This is a genomic window from Enterococcus raffinosus, assembly GCF_019175485.1.
Lineage (GTDB): Bacteria > Bacillota > Bacilli > Lactobacillales > Enterococcaceae > Enterococcus_A > Enterococcus_A raffinosus.
This window is the reverse complement of the sequence record NZ_CP072888.1, coordinates 445332-462696: the sequence shown is the minus strand read 5'-3', so window position 1 is coordinate 462696 and position 17365 is coordinate 445332. Positions and strand designations below refer to the sequence as shown.

At 38.0% G+C, this 17365-nt stretch carries 16 protein-coding genes and 1 riboswitch; all 16 genes read right to left on the bottom strand.

The window, feature by feature from the left end; translation table 11 throughout:
* Positions 1-86: 86 nt before the first annotated feature.
* Complete coding sequence (locus J9537_RS02300) at positions 87-584, bottom strand: PTS sugar transporter subunit IIB (RefSeq protein ID WP_218256581.1); 498 nt, start codon at positions 582-584, stop codon at positions 87-89.
* 12 nt (positions 585-596) lie between these two features.
* Positions 597-1004: a PTS sugar transporter subunit IIA gene (locus tag J9537_RS02295; protein ID WP_218256580.1), complete on the bottom strand. Its 408-nt coding sequence runs from the start codon at positions 1002-1004 to the stop codon at positions 597-599.
* A gap of 92 nt (positions 1005-1096) precedes the next feature.
* Positions 1097-3916, bottom strand: a complete 2820-nt coding sequence (locus J9537_RS02290; protein ID WP_218256579.1) for a sigma 54-interacting transcriptional regulator — start codon at positions 3914-3916, stop codon at positions 1097-1099.
* 173 nt (positions 3917-4089) lie between these two features.
* On the bottom strand, positions 4090-4827 hold the full coding sequence (gene truA / locus J9537_RS02285) for a tRNA pseudouridine(38-40) synthase TruA (protein ID WP_218256578.1): 738 nt from the start codon (positions 4825-4827) through the stop codon (positions 4090-4092).
* Positions 4828-4950: 123 nt separating this feature from the next.
* Positions 4951-6138 (bottom strand): MalY/PatB family protein, encoded by a 1188-nt coding sequence (locus J9537_RS02280; protein WP_218256577.1) that lies wholly within the window; start codon positions 6136-6138, stop codon positions 4951-4953.
* A 1-nt stretch (position 6139) separates the two neighbouring features.
* A complete protein-coding gene (locus J9537_RS02275; protein ID WP_218256576.1) occupies positions 6140-7198 on the bottom strand; it encodes a M24 family metallopeptidase in 1059 nt (352 codons plus the stop codon).
* A gap of 16 nt (positions 7199-7214) precedes the next feature.
* On the bottom strand, positions 7215-8540 hold the full coding sequence (locus tag J9537_RS02270) for a PTS sugar transporter subunit IIC (protein ID WP_218256575.1): 1326 nt from the start codon (positions 8538-8540) through the stop codon (positions 7215-7217).
* A 107-nt stretch (positions 8541-8647) separates the two neighbouring features.
* Positions 8648-8989, bottom strand: coding sequence for a PTS sugar transporter subunit IIB (locus J9537_RS02265; RefSeq protein WP_010746926.1), 342 nt, complete (start codon positions 8987-8989; stop codon positions 8648-8650).
* 26 nt (positions 8990-9015) lie between these two features.
* Complete coding sequence (locus tag J9537_RS02260) at positions 9016-9321, bottom strand: PTS sugar transporter subunit IIA (protein ID WP_218256574.1); 306 nt, start codon at positions 9319-9321, stop codon at positions 9016-9018.
* Between the two features lie 14 nt (positions 9322-9335).
* Positions 9336-10376: an aminopeptidase gene (gene ypdE / locus J9537_RS02255; protein ID WP_218256573.1), complete on the bottom strand. Its 1041-nt coding sequence runs from the start codon at positions 10374-10376 to the stop codon at positions 9336-9338.
* Position 10377: 1 nt separating this feature from the next.
* Positions 10378-12237, bottom strand: a complete 1860-nt coding sequence (locus J9537_RS02250) for a BglG family transcription antiterminator (RefSeq protein WP_218256572.1) — start codon at positions 12235-12237, stop codon at positions 10378-10380.
* Between the two features lie 326 nt (positions 12238-12563).
* Positions 12564-13835 (bottom strand): phosphopyruvate hydratase, encoded by a 1272-nt coding sequence (eno, locus tag J9537_RS02245; protein ID WP_218256571.1) that lies wholly within the window; start codon positions 13833-13835, stop codon positions 12564-12566.
* A 101-nt stretch (positions 13836-13936) separates the two neighbouring features.
* Positions 13937-14003: riboswitch (Fluoride riboswitch) on the bottom strand.
* 104 nt (positions 14004-14107) lie between these two features.
* Complete coding sequence (locus J9537_RS02240) at positions 14108-14617, bottom strand: DinB family protein (RefSeq protein WP_218257309.1); 510 nt, start codon at positions 14615-14617, stop codon at positions 14108-14110.
* Between the two features lie 67 nt (positions 14618-14684).
* Positions 14685-15035, bottom strand: a complete 351-nt coding sequence (locus J9537_RS02235; RefSeq protein ID WP_218256570.1) for a hypothetical protein — start codon at positions 15033-15035, stop codon at positions 14685-14687.
* Positions 15036-15039: 4 nt separating this feature from the next.
* The gene (locus tag J9537_RS02230) at positions 15040-16653 is read right to left on the bottom strand and encodes an FAD-dependent oxidoreductase (protein WP_218256569.1); all 1614 of its coding nucleotides are present in this window, start codon (positions 16651-16653) and stop codon (positions 15040-15042) included.
* Positions 16654-16844: 191 nt separating this feature from the next.
* Positions 16845-17261, bottom strand: coding sequence for a hypothetical protein (locus J9537_RS02225; protein ID WP_218256568.1), 417 nt, complete (start codon positions 17259-17261; stop codon positions 16845-16847).
* Positions 17262-17365: the final 104 nt, after the last annotated feature.

The window sequence follows — 17365 nt, the reverse complement described above, 5'->3', positions numbered from 1 at the left end:
TGGCATCCTTTTTCTTATTAATGTATTTATTTTTCCTTCTGAAAAATAAGGTCGATCTTCATGACGTATACCATCTAACTAAATCTCTATAACGATTTATATTTTTCAATTAGCTTTTGAATCGGTACCGGTGTTTCTTCTGGAATCGCTTGGAAGTACACATCCATTTCCTTCGCTAATAATCCTTCCAGAATCGCAACATCTTCTTCTGACAGATTGATATTCTTTACAACATTTTTGCGGCTAGGTCCGCCCCCCAATCCACCAACTTGAATCGCTTCTGTGACGATTCCAGCTTCGACCATCTCTTGCAATGTAGTCAAATCCGGAACTAAAAAAAGAACTTTGGTATTTTTAGATGCAGCTTCATTCTGCCAATATTCTTTCACGGTTTCTGTTCCTTTGATAATGACCTCTACTCCTGGAGGTGCTGCCATCAAATAAATACTTTGTAAGAATTCATCTTGTTCCAACTCATCACTAACCACGATGATCTCATTTGCTGCTGATTGCTGCAGCCATTTAGTCACAACTTGACCATGGATCAAGCGGCTATCTACTCTGGATAATACGATTTTTGACATTTTACTCATCCTTTACTGTTTAATTGGTAATTCTAATATTTGACAACTATTGACTACTGACGTATGAATCTCCTGCGCTAACTCACGAGTAAATCCTCCAGCCTCCTGCTTCATTACAGCCTCCAATAGCATAGAAGCGCACAAGCCAGAAATCGCTATAAGTTCGTAATCCTTTGACAACCGTAAAGCGACATTACTTGGTGTTCCACCTTTAATATCCGTTAAAACCAGTAGTTTATCCTTCCATTTCAATTGATTGATCTGCGCTTTGACTCGCTCTAGATAATCTGGCAAAGAATCTTCTGCCTTTAAAGCGACTTCATGAACATTGCTGGTTTCGCCAACGATCATCTGAACACTTTTTAAAAGCTCTGATCCCCAGCCATTATGAGTCAAAATCAAAATCGGTTCCTTCTCCATACCCTCACTCCTTGTAGGTTGTTTACACCTTTTTATAAAGCAATTGCTGTGCCAAAAAAATAACCCTTTGAAAAAGGGCTATTTCTCGCGGTTTACACATTGACTTCAAACAGCAGCTCATAAATATATTTCACTTCAAGCGGCGGAATGATGACATTGTATGACACTTCGATAGGACGGAAGGCCATTTTTATGACAGATGCCAATTCTGGCAGCTCGCGATATGACAGTTCGTAGGAAGTATGGTCGTATTCCGGATGCTGGATCTGCCGTTCGATCACACAGGCGCAATGAATGATGAATCTCAAGAGACGCTTTTCATCACTTTTCTTTTTCGTCTGCATACAAATATCCGAATAAATTTTGGATAACTCAATCGTAATGCTTTTCGGATTCAAAATACTTAAAAGATCTGTAATCGCCTCGATTGATAAACCTTGGATATATTTTGCCGAGACTTTTTTCAATACGGCTTGATTCTCATCTTTCGATAAATCAAAACCTAACATTTGAAACACTAATCGAATTCCTTGATCTGAAAGTAAATTATCCAATGAAACGAATGGAATATCAGGAATCTCCGTTTTCACAGTTCCAATAATTCCCACCAGCTTCTCATCTTCATGAACAAAAGAGAGCAAGCGGCTGAGATTTTCCAATTCTTTTTTTTCGAGGGTAATTATTCTAACATTAGTTAGCAGCTCTTGCGGGAACGTATTGAGTAAAAGCTTTTCGATCTTCAATGCTGTTCCTAATCCTGTCAGACAAGAAATGACCAAGACCTTGGAGTCCTCAAAATTTCCTTTTCGACAAATAAGCGCCTTATGATTCTTTTCTTTCAACACTGGCAATAAGTAGTCAAAATTGGTGGATTCATAGATCACTTCTCTTGCGACTTCAAGCAACGTAAGCAAATTGATATTGCTGATTAAAAGGACTTCAATTTGAAATTCTTTACTAATTACATTGCCGAAATAGATTAATGATCCGATATCTACCATCAAAATCAACTTGCTATACTTATTTTTACGAACAACCTGCCGGACTTTATCTAGCGTTTCTTCTACCGATTGGTTAATTGGCATATTTACTGAGTTCATTAAGCTCGTGGAAAACAAAACATTTGTATATTCCACCATACTAGACGCAGTAGCACTCCCATGTGCAACTACGACAATGCCGCACTTTTCATCCAGCTCATAACGGCGATCTGCGGACTTAACCTTGCGAATAAACAAATCATAAAAAATAATTTCCGTATTGGGCAGCTTTAAAGAAAAATGGTTCTCAATGTACAAAACAATTTTTTCCGCCAATTGATAATTTTCTATTTTCCCTGAAAAAATATTTTTTGTCAGATCAAAGAACTCTTCATGGATTTGAGCGGAATAAAAAATGCTGGAATAAATATGAGCTGCCAAAACATTCCGCAAATTTTCTGTTAGAAGTGTTGCCAGTTCCTGCTCAATATAGTGAATAATTTGATGAATCTGATCATAAAATTGTTCATCGATGTCGTGCTCTTTTGAAAAGGAATGGTTAAATAAATCCATATCATACAACTGATCCATTTTATTTTGCATGATCGCTACAGCATCTTTCGAAGAGATATTCACGTTTTTCAAATCCGCGTATTCTTTTAGTAGGAAATTATAGAAACGATCATTTTGCTGATCTTTGACTTGAAGCAGTTGTTCTACGTGAGAATAAAAATAATCATGCTGGATCTTTATTCCCCTGCTAGGAACATACTCATTCAATACAACAATTTCCTTCGTATCTACGGCATTCTCATCCAACATACTTATTGGCAAATCAATTGTCAGTTCCTGAGTTTCGTAATCAATTGCGTCCAAATAGGCCTGCGCACAAATAAATTGAATTTCTGACTTCAATTCACCAACGTTGGCTTTGTATTTCGAGAACACCAAATATTTTAATGTGTTATAAGAAATGGAGATGTCTTTTTGAATCCCCTGACTTTCTTCCATAAAAAAAGTAAGAATCAATTGAATCTTTTCTTTAATCGAGCGTTCAGATAAGCTGGGAATATGTAAGTTTACTGGTATACGCCGTAAAAAGGTTTTTAAAAACGTTTTTTCTAACTCTTCGGTGGTCGCAAAGATAAATTTTATCGAGACATGGCGCTGCTTCTCCGCTTCTCCCATCCGAGTAAAATATCCCTTATCCAATAAAGTAAAAAGTTTTTCTTGTCCCTCATTCGTCAGCCGATGAACCTCATCTAAAAAGAAAAAACCGCCATCTGCTAGCTCAACTAATCCTTGATGATCACTATCTGCTCCAGTGAAGCTGCCTTTTTTGTACCCAAACAAATGAGACGTTAATAATTCTGGATTGTTAAAATACTCCGCACAGTTGAAATAGATAAAAGGAACCTTTTTTTCCATCTTTGCTTCAAAAAATCTATGTAAATTCTCCGCCAACAGTGTTTTCCCCACACCGGATTCACCAGTCAACATGATATTTAAACCTTTCGGCGGATACAAGACAGCCGCCTTCAGTTTTTTTATGCTATCCGCAAGACTGCCGTCATAACCAATTACTTTTGAAAAAGGGTTCTTTCGAAATTCTTGTTTTATTAGCTCCCTTTTCTCAACTTCATGACGAATTTCCGATTCTAATTCATTAATTGAAGCGTATTCATCTTTCTGAGGAGAAAAAAAGAATGATTTTTCTAAAACAGAACGTGCAAAGAATAAAACTGGTCGTGATTTCACCTTGATCACTTGATGACGGGCCGTTAATCTTGATAAATCCTCACTGACTGCAGTGCGTGCATAACCGGTTGATTCACAGATGTCCTTGACTGTACACCCGTTTAAATTTTTCAAAGTTCCTTCATTTTGTTGGTGAAATTCATAAAGACATTCAAAAATCGTATCAATTCGCATAGTCTTCTCCTTCAAAGAGTCGTTAGCTAGTTTTTATCATCTCTCAAGACAGAAAGCAATACATTTTTGAAGAATGGATGAATACGCCTTCTCCATCCCCTCATTTTGCGATTGAAATGTTTAAAATAAAATCAGACATAACAAGCACGTTATGTCTGATTTTATCTACTATATTAATAATAAACTTCATCCAAGAAAAGGCCTTGCGCTGGTGCAGTCTCTCCTGCATCTTTGCGCACTTTATTTTCCAAAACCTCATCAATGACATCAATCGACAGCTTGCCTGAACCGATTTCTAGAATGGTCCCCATTAAAATACGCACCATTTTATGCAGGAAACCGTCACCGACGAACATAAAATGCAACATACTTCCTTCACGTTCAATCGAAATACGTTCAATCGTTCGTATAGTTGATTTTTTTGTTTTTTTCAACGCAGAAAAGCCAATAAAGTCATGTTTGCCTAATAATTTCTCACAGGCCGCATTCATTTTGTCCATGTCTAGTTTATCAGGAACATAGAAGCTGTGGTACCGCTCAAAAGCTGTTGGAATTGGATTGTTCCATACGTAATAGCTATATTGCTTTCCTTTTACATTATAACGGGCATGGAAACGTTCAGGCATTTCTTCAACGTTTTTTACAACGATGTCCCCTGGCAAATAGCGATTAAAGAATGACAGCATTTCACCGCGTGCCATTTCTGAATTTGTTTTAAAATTCGCGACCTGCCCTCTGGCATGAGTCCCTGCATCTGTTCGACCAGATCCAATGATCTCGATCTTTTCACCAGTCATTTGCGCAATAACACTTTCGATCTTTCCCTGAATCGTTTTCTCAGAATCTCCTAAACGCTGCCAGCCAAGGTATCGTTTGCCATCGTATTCAATGGTTAATTTAATATTTCGCATCTATGTTTCCTCCTCGTTCACTTCACACTGAACCAATGTACCACAGAAGTCTTGGAGGGACTAGTGGGTGAGGTCAAAAGAAGACCAGAGGACTTTTAAAAAGTGCTCTGGATTACCCTGAAATTAAGCATGGATCATGTTCTTGTTGTATTCTTTTTTTATACGACTTAAAGCTTCCATTAATAAGTTTCTTGGCATTCCAATACTCAGACGAACAAATCCTTCACCATCTTGAACAAAGTAACTGCCGACCACCATCGTTAATTTTGCTCGTCGAAAGAAACCCTGCATCTCTGATTCATCCTTGAACCAATTACGAACATCAATCCATGCTAGAAAAGATGATTCGGCTGGCATAACTTTAGCTTCTGGTATATCTGCAAAAAAATCATAAATGATTTCCATATTTTCTTCTACATAATCAATCATTTCATCCAGCCAATCTTCACTTTCATTATAAGCGGCCACAATTGCTGGCACAGCAAATACGTGAGGAGAGGTAATTGAATTTTTTTGCAATTGAAGCAGCAGTGTTTCTCTAATATCCGGATTTGGAACCACGACATATGAGGTTTTTAATCCCCCTAAATTAAACCCCTTATTAGGCGAAAGACACAAGACACTATGTTGTGAAATTTTTGGATGTGCATTCCAAATCGAAGTAAATGTTTGGTTCTTATAAACAATATCACGATGTATTTCATCACAAACTAGAAGGACCTCATGACGAATACATAATTCTGCTAATTGGAAAAGTTCTTCCTTTGTCCAAATACGACCAGAAGGATTCTGTGGACTGCAAAAAATATATAACTTAATATTATTTTCTTTCATCTGTTTTTCTATATCGTCAAAATCAAGATAATAGCGATTCTCACGATTAATCAGTGAACTGCAAAAGAGCTTTCTTTCATTATGCTCTACCGCTTCAGCAAAAGGATCATACGCAGGGGTGTTGATCAGAACACCTTCTCCTATTTTCGTATAGGCCTGTACAATATAATGCAATGTAGATACTGTTCCGAAGGTTAGCTTAATCCATTCTTTTTCAATATGTGTATTATATCGCCGTTTGTTCCAATTGATCACTGCTTCGTAAAACTCATCTGGAATATAAGTATAACTGTAATCTCCAATACTTGCGCGTTTCATTACTGCTTTTTGAATGGCCGGGGCAACTTCAAAATCGATGTCCGCTAAGTCCATTGGAATTGCCTCTTCATTTAATCCAAATTTTTCTTTTAGTACCTGATTGCTCCATTTCCGTGCATTTCCTTGCTTGCGGTCAATGACATTCTCCAAATTGTACATATTACACACCTACATTCACTAAATCTTTAGTCGTTTGATTTAAGACAAGGGCAACACCGTTTTGTATTGCAATATCATCTTCGATTCGTACACCACCTACATCGGGTAGATAAATTCCTGGTTCAACACTCATCACCATATTTTCTTTTAAAATCATTTGGCTGTTTTTATTCAAAATCGGTATATCACCACCCATACCAATGCCATGGCCTAACCCATGGCTAAAATATTTGCCATAACCTGACTCATTGATAATTTTTCGTGCAACTCCATCTACTTCTTGACCTGTTACACCTTCGCGAATAAAATCAATAGCTGTTTGTTGAGCCTCTTTCACCACTTGATAGATCTTATACAATTCTTGAGGTGCCTTGCCTATTGTCACCGTTCGAGTCATATCTGACTGATACTCTTCCAGCACAATTCCAAAATCAATTGTGACAAAATCTCCTTGTTCTAATAAACGTCGCGTTGGTCTTCCATGAGGAAGTGCACTTCGCGGTCCACTTGCGACAATCGGATCAAAGGCCATAGCTGAAGCTCCCTTTTTCAAAGAAAGATAATGAATCAATGCCCCTAATTCATTCTCACTCATACCAACCCTAATACTTGGAAGTAGTTCCGCAAAAATTTCATCCGTCATTGTACATGCATTTTTGATCAATTGAATTTCTTCTGCTGATTTAATTGCACGTAATTGTTGAATTTGACTTGACCAAATTGTTACATTGAATGTCTCAGATAAACAACTATATTCTTTTATTGACAAACCGTCTGATTCAATCGCCAGATTTTTGATTTTTTGCTGGTGCAGCCATTCGATAATCTTGGGCAAATAACTTCCCTGTGGCACTTCAAAATTTTCAAACCCACCCGTTAAATCTTTTATTTCTTGTCGGTAGCGCCCATCAAAAAATTGTACCTGAGAAGAAGGTGTCACAACTAAATAGATACCACTGCCTCCTAAGGAACCAAAGTATTTTTTGTTCCCACGATTTTTGATAATGATGGCCTCTTTATCTGATTTTTTTAGAAGTTTTTGTAATTTCTCAATTCTCATCTGCTACTCTCCATTACTAGAAGTCCAAATCTAAGCCGTCTAAAATATCTGTATCACCTTGATCAAAAATATTCTTCTGTTCTTTTTTCTTCGCTTCATCTCTCAATTCATTTCGTTCCATAACCTTAAAGAATGGCACATAAATTGCAACCGCTAAGACTAACTGCAACGCGTTAACTAAAATCGTTCGCCAATCTCCGTTCGTCAAAAATCCTTCAAGAAAGACCCCCACATACGGTGGATCAAAAATTGGTTTATTCAATAATCCCCAATGCATAAAGAACATCGGCAAGGTTCCAATGATCGCCCCACCAAATACATGTGGAATAAACATTAACGGATTCAAAATAATAGGTGCACCAAACAAGATCGGCTCATTGATTCCAAATAAAGCCGGAAACAGTGAGACTTTCCCAATTTTTCGATACCGTTTTGATTTAGAAACCATACAAGCAACGATGCAGCCGATTGAAATCCCACAGCCAGTAAAGCCGAAGAAAGCACTTGATGCCCCAGCTGTATAAAAATGAGGAATTGGTTCCCCAGCTTGAAAAGCCGAAATGTTTTCTGCTATAAATGCAACCATAATTGGGCGTGTGATTGGACTAAACACAGATGAATGAATCCCAAAGAAAAAGATCAGACAAATGCAGAAATTCAATGCTAAAACTGACCAAGGATTATCCATTGATCCAACCAGTGGTGATAAGAAACGAGTCAAAATGGTTGGAGGCAATTCGCCAGCAGTTTGCATTAATGCGAAACGACCAATAATGAAGGTTCCCCCTACAATCAAGGTTACAGGAATCAGTTCAAATGACTTGGATACAAAATCTGGCACCCCTTCAGGCATTCGAATGGTCAAGTTTCTTTTTTTGCAGAAATTATATAATTCCACTGTTATTAACGCAACGAACATCGCAGTGAACAGACCTTTAGCACCAAAATTAGCAATGTCTAGCAGACCATTTTCATCAAACATCGCTGTCATGAACAAAAAGCCAAAAAGCGATAACGTTACTGCTCCCGGAATATATAATTTGTAGTGGTTCCCTAAATTATAAGAAATCGCCGCACAAGCATAGAGGCCGATCAAGCCAGTTGATAAAGTCACAGGCAAATTGAATAATTCTGCATTATTCAAAATGAACTGACTAAATCCATTGGCTTCACCCAGCATATTCGGTAATGCAGGTAAGATAGCAAAGAAACTTCCTAAAATAGTAAATGGTGTCATTGCAACCATCCCAGCTTTGATTGCGCTTAAATGCCTTTGATTATCAACCTTATGTGCCAATGGGACAAAGAATCGATTCATAAAAGCTTCAAATTTTGCGAACATAGTATTCCTCCTAGTTCCTAGTAATGATTCTGTTTCATGATAAAAACTATATTGTCATTTCCTTTACACTTTCTAATCTCAGAATAGCGAAGTAGATATTTTTTAGCTTAGATGGCTTGTTTCGCTAACTGATGCTTTTTATGTGTAACCAAGGCAAGTTTCATTACAGTTGCTCCATCCATCTGTCCATAAACATCTTTATCAATCACAGCATAAGGAATATCTCTCGGCTCTAAAATGGATTTGATGAAATCTATCTTATGTGTGATTTGTGGTCCAACTAGAACAATATCCCAACCATCAATTTGACTTTCAATCGAGTCTGCGGGAATTGCCGTAAAATCAAAATCCGCATCATTCAATTTTGCACTTTGTTGAACCACCTTGCGCATATTCTGCATCAACATATTCGTAGAAAATCCTCCAGCACAGCATAATAAAATTTTCATAATATCTATCTCCTTAAAAATATTTTTTATTGTAATACCGAAATCAACGTCTCTATTAAGTCTCGAGCTAATTGACTTGTCATATAGTGATCTTGAGCATGAACCATTAATAATCCGACATTTGACGATTCCACTTCATCATTTAATTCTCGACTAATCAAATCTGTTTGAATGTTATGAGCTTCTAAATCCAAATTTCGCGACTCTTCAATCAGTCCTTTTGCTAAATCAAACTCCTTGGTTTTTACGCATTTCAGTGCCTCAAAAGCTTTCGCTTTACTTTCTCCAGCAATCGAGATCAGTTGTACAATTTCTTGTTCTTCTTTTGTCATGTTTTTTATCCCTTCTAAATGAAATCTACCATTCGGTGATATATTTCTTCTGTAAAATTTTTAATTAACTCTTCATATAGTTCAATCATTTGTTGAATATCCTGTTTATTTACGATTGAATAGGCGCAATGTCCATAGCGAACAGGCAAAATCGTCACGACAGTCGGTTTTCCTTCGTTCACTTTGTGTGCTTCCCCACCATCTGTTCCACCTGAATTAAACATATCCAACTGTAATGGAATCGTCCGTTTTTTCGCTATTTCTTTCACATAGCGCACCATTTCCAGATTTGGAGCGAGCGTTCGATCGAAGTGAGTCAAGATCGGCCCTTTTCCAATCTGCCGTTGGTTGGTATGATCCCGAACAAATGCTGTGCTGAATGTCGCCACATCAATAACAAAAACGACGTCCGGATTAATCATCTGAACAGCTGTCTTTGCTCCCCGAATTCCCACTTCTTCACTGCTAGTGTTTGCAAAATGAACAGTCAGCGGTACCTCCTCTTCCGCTAAACGCTTCATCAACTCTCCCATGACAAAACAAGCTAAACGATCATCAAAGGCTTTACCAGCATAAATATCTTGAACATCAAAGGCTTCAAATTCCGTGGCGAAGCATGCCATATTCCCAATTTCTACACCTAACTCAGCTACTTCTTCAGCTGTTGTCGCTCCAATGTCACAATAAAGATTTTCAGTTTGACCTTCACGATAGTCACCATTAATGACACCACTAATCTTTCTTCCATCAAACGTAGTAATCCGAACCTTTTGTAGATGTTGAGCGAGCGGTTTTACACCACCGACGACCATTAAATGAATCAGCCCCAAGCTGCTGATGCTACGAACCATGAATCCAACTTCATCCATATGACCACAGATCATGATACTTTTATGGCTTTTTCCTTTCTTCGTAAAAATCAAACTACCAAGTCCATCTGTCCTTTTTTCATAAGGAAGCCCCTCCAGCTCGGTTAAAATAACTTTACGGACTTCCTTTTCGTTGCTCGCTATCCCGTCAGCATTCGTAAGCTCCTTCAAAAAATCAATATTCACTCTAATTCCTTCTTCCTAAAACACGTTTTAATGTATAGTAAAACTCATGATAATTTTTACTCTCAGCTAACATATTTATCGCTGCCGGATGATTCATTAACTTGCTCAATTCTTTCGAAATAATTTGGTGAATGTCTAGTTGTTCAGCTTTTAATGAAACCATAAAAATGATCTTGGCTGTCCGCCCAGCTGAACTTGCTCCTTCTGGCAAGAGGCAAACCGCAACTCGGTTTTCTTTTCCAGACATGAGTAGCGGGTGAGGGATTGCAACCCCATTTTGATAGATCGTCGACAAATAATTTTCTCGTTCCAGTAATGAATCCTTATATCCTTTAAATCCAATAGTTTCTTCTACTTGGTCTGCAAGATCCATTAAAATATCGGAATAAGATTGGCCCCTTTCAATTCGAAACAAAGATTCCGAAAACAACTCAAAAAAGGAACGCTCTATTGAAAAACTTTCATCGCTTCTCAGCAGACTAAGGTTTTCACTTACCTCTAAATAGTCTAGCTCACTTTGGATCTCACTCATTAGAATAACTGGACAATCGATTTCAATCGTTAGTTCAATAATTGAGAAAATCAAATCAGGATAATAACCTTTTATTTTTTCTATTTCAAACATGGAAAAAGTTTGAATCTTTGCTCGTGGGAAAATTCGTTTTAACTTCATCTCTACTAGGTAAGCCATTCCTCCTCCCGATGAGCAAACAACCGCAATTCTATAAATGTTTTCAATTAATTTTTGCTGCCATTTATGATAAGGAACGGTCATGTGTGTCGCAAGATAACCAATCTCATCTGAAGCAATTCTCAATTTAAACTTTTCTTCGAGCCATTTTGAGAACATCACAGCAAAATTGAAAATCACAGGATAATCTTTACTAATATCTTCCAAATAAGGATTACTAAATTTCACTTCTTTACGCGAACGTTCGATCAACGCTGCTACATGTAGATACACTAGATCAATAAATTCCTGATCCGTCGAAAAATGAGTCTTTTGCTGCTGATCCATCTGTTGAAAAAAGTTTGTAATTTCTTCTTTTAATACTTGTTTATTACTTAATATTTCAAGTTTCTTTGTTTTAGCAAGTAAACTAGCCTCAAAGTAATCATGTGCTTCTTTTTGGTTCGGCACTAATAAACCCGTTCCATGGAGAATCTCTGTCAAAAGAGAATTAGATTTGTCAGTGTCAGATTGCTTCTCTTTTTTTTGAGTCAGTAATAATAAAAATAGCTCCTCTTCCAGCCTTCTAAATTCTATATAATCAATTTTCCACTTATTCTTATCAATTAAATGATAAAGATTGTCTTTTAATTTTTTTTGTTTTTCTACCGTAAATGTTTTCTCTAATTTCTCAAGTAACTTTACATTCCCTTTCTGATAATAATCTTGCAGCAATAATAGTCGATTTTTTAATTCACAAATGATCCGAATCCCATAGTGCGCTTTTCTTTCCAAAATTAAAGGGCTATCTTTAAGGTATCTCTCAAGCTTCGAAAGATCTTTTTTAATTTGACTGCTACTGACTAGTAATTCGTCACTTAGTTGTTTGACAGTCTGATAATTTTCATCAATTAAAAGGAGACTCAATAGTGAATCTAATCGGTCTTTTTGCATCTCAATCGTTGATTCAGTAAATCCAGCTAGATAAGATGAAAATTTTTCTTCATCTAAAATAACCAATCGGCATCCTAATTTGGCAGATCGTTCAATCTTGAATCCTTGTTGTAATTCTGATAAACCTTGCAAATCGTTACGGATTGTTCTAGAGGAAACACCAATTTTTTTTGCTAAATGATTGATCTTCAAGTAATCATTTTCTTTTAGTATTGTCAGTATCTGTCCTTCTCTCATCCTCACCTCTCCTTTTTAGCAAGCGCTATCATTTACACGCTTAGTATAGAAAAACCTACTTCATTAGAAAAGTTGAATTTTTTCCACCTAATAGTGCAAAACGTGTCTGGTTACTAAAATCTATAAATGCCTTTTTTGTACGTTTAATGATTTGCGCATTTTATGAATTGTATCAATTCACTATTTCTCTCACAATAAAAATGATAATTCAAAGCGCACGTTCTCATTTAAGGACGTATTTAAAATTTCAATCATTGATCTTTAAATATAAAACCCTCTGCTCATTAAAAAGATGGGCAGAGGGTTATTAAAGAATCATTTATTAATTAAACCTTAGGAAAACGTGCTAATTTTGCATAGCCTGCTAATTCTTCTTCGATACGTAGGAACTGGTTGTATTTTTCCACCCGTTCACTTCGGGCCATCGATCCGGTTTTGATTTGTCCGGCATTCATTGCAACCGCAAAATCAGCGATAAATGTATCACCCGTTTCACCTGAACGATGAGAGATCATGGTTGAATACCCATTAGCTCGAGCTAGTTTGATCGTTTCGATTGATTCGGAGACGGTACCGATTTGATTTAGTTTGATCAAAATTGAGTTGGCAATTTTTTTATCAATTCCTTCAGCGAAGATGGCGGGATTCGTTACAAAAATATCATCACCGACTAATTGAATATCTTTTCCCATAGCTTCAGTCATCTTCTTGAAGCCCTCCCAGTCATGTTCGGAGAATCCATCTTCAATGGAGATGATTGCTGGATACTTATTTACCAAATCTTGATAGTAGGTCAGCAGTTCCTCTGAAGTCATTTCTTCGCCTTCAAAATGGTATTTTTTTGTTTCCTCGTTATAAAATTCACTCGATGCCGGATCTAATGCAATGGCAATTTCTTCACCTGATACATACCCAGCCTCCTTAATAGCACGATATAGCATTTCGATTGCTGCTTCTGTACTGCCTAATTTAGGAGCAAAACCACCTTCATCACCAACAGCAGTCTCGTACCCTTCTTTGGCTAAAATATTTTTTAATGTATGGTAGGTGTTAGCAATTTTTTCAACACCATCACGGAAGCTTTCACGTTTTACTGGTGTGATCAAGAATTCCTGAACGTCAATTCCTGAGTCCGCGTGAACACCGCCATTGATTACATTGAAAAAGGGCTGTGGCAATTCAAGATCCACTCCGCCAAGATAGCGATACAAAGGAATACCTTGGCTTTTAGCGGCCGCACGAGCGATCGCCATAGAAACGCCAAGAATGGCGTTGGCTCCTAAGCGCCCCTTGTTTGGCGTACCATCTAAGTCAATCATACATTTATCGATGTTCGCTTGATCAAAAGGAGATAATCCCTTCAACGCATCATTGATCTCAGTATTCACATTTTCCACTGCCTTCATGACACCTTTTCCCATTAAGTAATCACCGCCGTCACGCAATTCGACTGCTTCACGATCTCCTGTAGATGCACCACTTGGTACTTCCGCACGACCCAACGAACCATCCGATAAAAGGACATCTGCTTCGATGGTTGGATTTCCGCGGGAATCAAAAATTTCTCTTGCTTTTACTTTTTCAATTACGACTGTCATATTTAGTTCCTCCTTAAAAATGAATACAAAAAAACCTGTTACACGTTAAGTACCTTTAAAACGACTCAAAGCGAATAAGCCAGAGCATTAAAAGTATTTAACTTATAACAGGCGCCATCAGCTGAATAATTCAGCAGTTAGGAGGGGTGCACCATCCCTCTTTCGAAAAAAGAATAGCACTACAAAGTTCATTTAGCAAGTGAAACACTGTTTTTCATTTTCGTAAGTAAAAAAGACAGCCCGATTTTTTCACAAAGGGGCTGTCCTAAAATCTATTTTCCTAGTACCAATCGTCTAGTATAAACTGCCTGTCCCGAGTGCATCACAGCATCGTCGATGGCCGAAACGATACGAACTTGCCGGGTTACTGGCGGGTTCCAATTGGTATCGATCACATCATCAAGACTGCTTTCCTCAACGTTTTTCAAATACTGTTTTGTAAAAGCTACACTGGCAGATAAATAATCTAAAACCAATTGACGATCTGTTACGATTACTTTCGCGGCTTCTTCAGGGGTGTGACGATAATCTTCCGTATCGTCCGGTAAATCTAAAGCAAATTTCTCTGACCAGCCAGCGCTTGTCCATAACGCTTCCGTTCCATTTAAATCCGAAATTTGCAGATCTAGTTCTCGCGCAGTATGCCACATAAGCCAAGTAACAGATTTGATTAAAGGAGCCGGCATTTGATTCGCCTCTTCCGTCGTCATCTGCTCAAAGGTATCTTCAAAACGTTCTTGCGCGCGATCCAGCATTTCCATCGCAAATTCTGTGTTCTCCATCATGAAATCCTCCTAGTTCGTGATAATGTACTACTTTTACCATACTACGATGAATTTCAGAGGGCAACTATTCGATGTTCGAGTATAAATAGACCAAATCATTTTCGACTTGTTCGGCTTCACTTATTTCGTCAAAATGAAACAGCAATTTTTGTGTGGGCAAAACAATTTCTAACTCATGCTCTTTGCGTTGAACAGCCATAGAATCCCTGGGATAAAACTTATGGGTGAATTGATCCAAATCAATATCCGGTTGAATCAGCATCACTCCCGCCGAATAGAACACAACCGGCAGATTATCCATTGTTTCCAATAACGTGAAATTCATTAATTCCTCTGCTGACAGCTGCGAATCAATATAGGCCTGTAGGATCAAGAACTGCTGTGCTTGATTGAACACTTGATTGAATTCACTCATTCCTTTACTCCTCAATCAAAATAGCCGGAATGCCGAAGCCTGCTAAAATGCGAGCAGAAGTATAGGTATTTAGGCCTTTTCTGAAGGTAATATACACCTTGCGATCCCTTGGAATCTCATTGATGCGATCACGCAACTCGTTCATTGAAATGTTTTTGGTCGCTTCGATGCTGCCAGAGGCCGCTTTATTAGGTTCGCGGATATCTAAGAAAAAGGCATTGGTTAAATCCTCTGCCGGAATATCCTCCACCTTGATCGTTTCGACCACATTGGTCATTTGATTAATCGCCACGTAGCCGGCGATATTTAATGGATCGCGTGTCGTTGAGTAGGGAGGAGAATAAGGCAATTCCAAATCTGGTAAATCAAAGACTGTTAGATTGCCAGTGATAGCCACAGATAGTTCGCCCATTCGCTTGTCTACACCCTTTTCACCAACTGCTTGTCCTCCTAAAATTTTGCCGCTTGTCGCATCAAAAATGATTTTTAAGTTTAAGCGTGTCGCTCCTGGATAAAAGTACGCATGATCAAAGGGCGTTACAAAGATGGATTTATAATTCGTGATTCCCGCAGCCTTCAAAGCATGCTCTGTCATCCCAGCATAGCTTGCGGTGTAATCAAAGATTTTCGCTACCCCAGCACCGATATACCCACGATAACTCATTGGTGTGCCATTGACCATATCTGCTAACATATGTCCTTGCCGATTGGCGGCACTAGACAGCATACTGGATGTTGCTAGTCCTGTAACTAGGCTCGTTGTTTTAATAATATCTCCGATCGCATAGATATCAGGGACGTTCGTTTCTAATTGATCATTAACAATAATCTGCCCATCATCAGATAGTTCAATACCAGCGGATTTCGCCACTTCATTGTTTGGGGCAACCCCAGTAGCGAAAATGATCATATCTGGCTCAAGCGTTGTGCCATCAGACAACACAACTTCTTTTCCTGCTTGGCGAATTTCTTCAACCTTTGTACTTAAATGAACATGCAGACCCTTTTCAATCAGCTTATCGTAGATTAAATCCGCAATTTCTTCATCATAGGGAAACGCGACCTGCGGCAATTGGTCAACGAGAGTCACATCCATTCCGCGATGCTTGAAGTTCTCAGCCAACTCCAAGCCCATAACACCGGCACCTAAAACTAGAACATTCTTAGGATCCTTTTCATCGATAAATGACTTGATGTCAGCCGCATTGGTGACACTGCGTAAAACAAAGCCATTTTCTGCTTTCTCAGCCCCTTTAATTGGTGGAAAAGTTGGACGTGCACCTGCAGAAATAACTAATTTGTCATAGTTCGTTATTGCTTCCTCTCCAGTTTTTAAATCCTTAACAACCAGTTGTTTCTTATCCGGATCAATTGTCTGTACCTCGTGAGTCGTGAAGACATCGATATTATTTTTTACCTTCAAAATTTCAGGTGTTCGTTCAATCAAAGAATCTAAATCTTCAATCACACCGCCTAAATAATATGGCAACGCACAACTGGCGTAAGAAATATTTTCTCCACGTTCATAAATAACGATCTCATGCTCTTCATTCAACCGACGTAAGCGTGTGGCAAATGAAGGACCGCCGGCAACTCCGCCGATAACTACAACTTTCATGTGAACCTCTCCTTTTCATGGTAGACCTCTATATTTTGGGTAATACTTCGGTTCAACTCTACAGTCGTGTATTACCTCATTTCGTTCCTTTTTTGATAGTACTATTTTTATAAAATACCAGCAAAGAATTGTTCTCAAAAAAATATTTAGCATACAAAAAAGATCAATCTCCTTTTATTGAGGATTGATCTTTACTCTTTATTCAGTTCTACTAAGCTTTTCTTTTTCCCGTCTCTCACTATTTCTAATCTCAATTGCTTTCGTCCTGTTCGAATCACGTGATATTCGATCGTGTTCCCGTCGTCTGTCATAACGACTTCCTTTTTAGTGGAATTCACCGCGACTCTCGCTTTTTTTAATGCTAAAGCACCCTTACGCTTAATCGTCCAATCAGTAAAGTTCTTATTCTGAGCTTTAAAAGAATAGTTCACCGATTGATTGGTCCAATTACCTTGAAGCCAGGCAGAATTATTGGGTGTTACTTTATTAATAATTGTAAACAGCACTAAAATCGCTACAACTACTCCCCCAATAGCAATTTGTTTTCTCCATTTAAATAGATAGTTCACAAGATTTTCTTTGATTTCCTCAATCGTTGTGATACTCATGTTAGGCATTCTCCTCCAATACTTCTCCCTTAATCAACTCCTAGATAGTGAAAATCCTAACATACAGTTTTGCGATTGACAAATCCTTTTTTCAATCGTTTTCA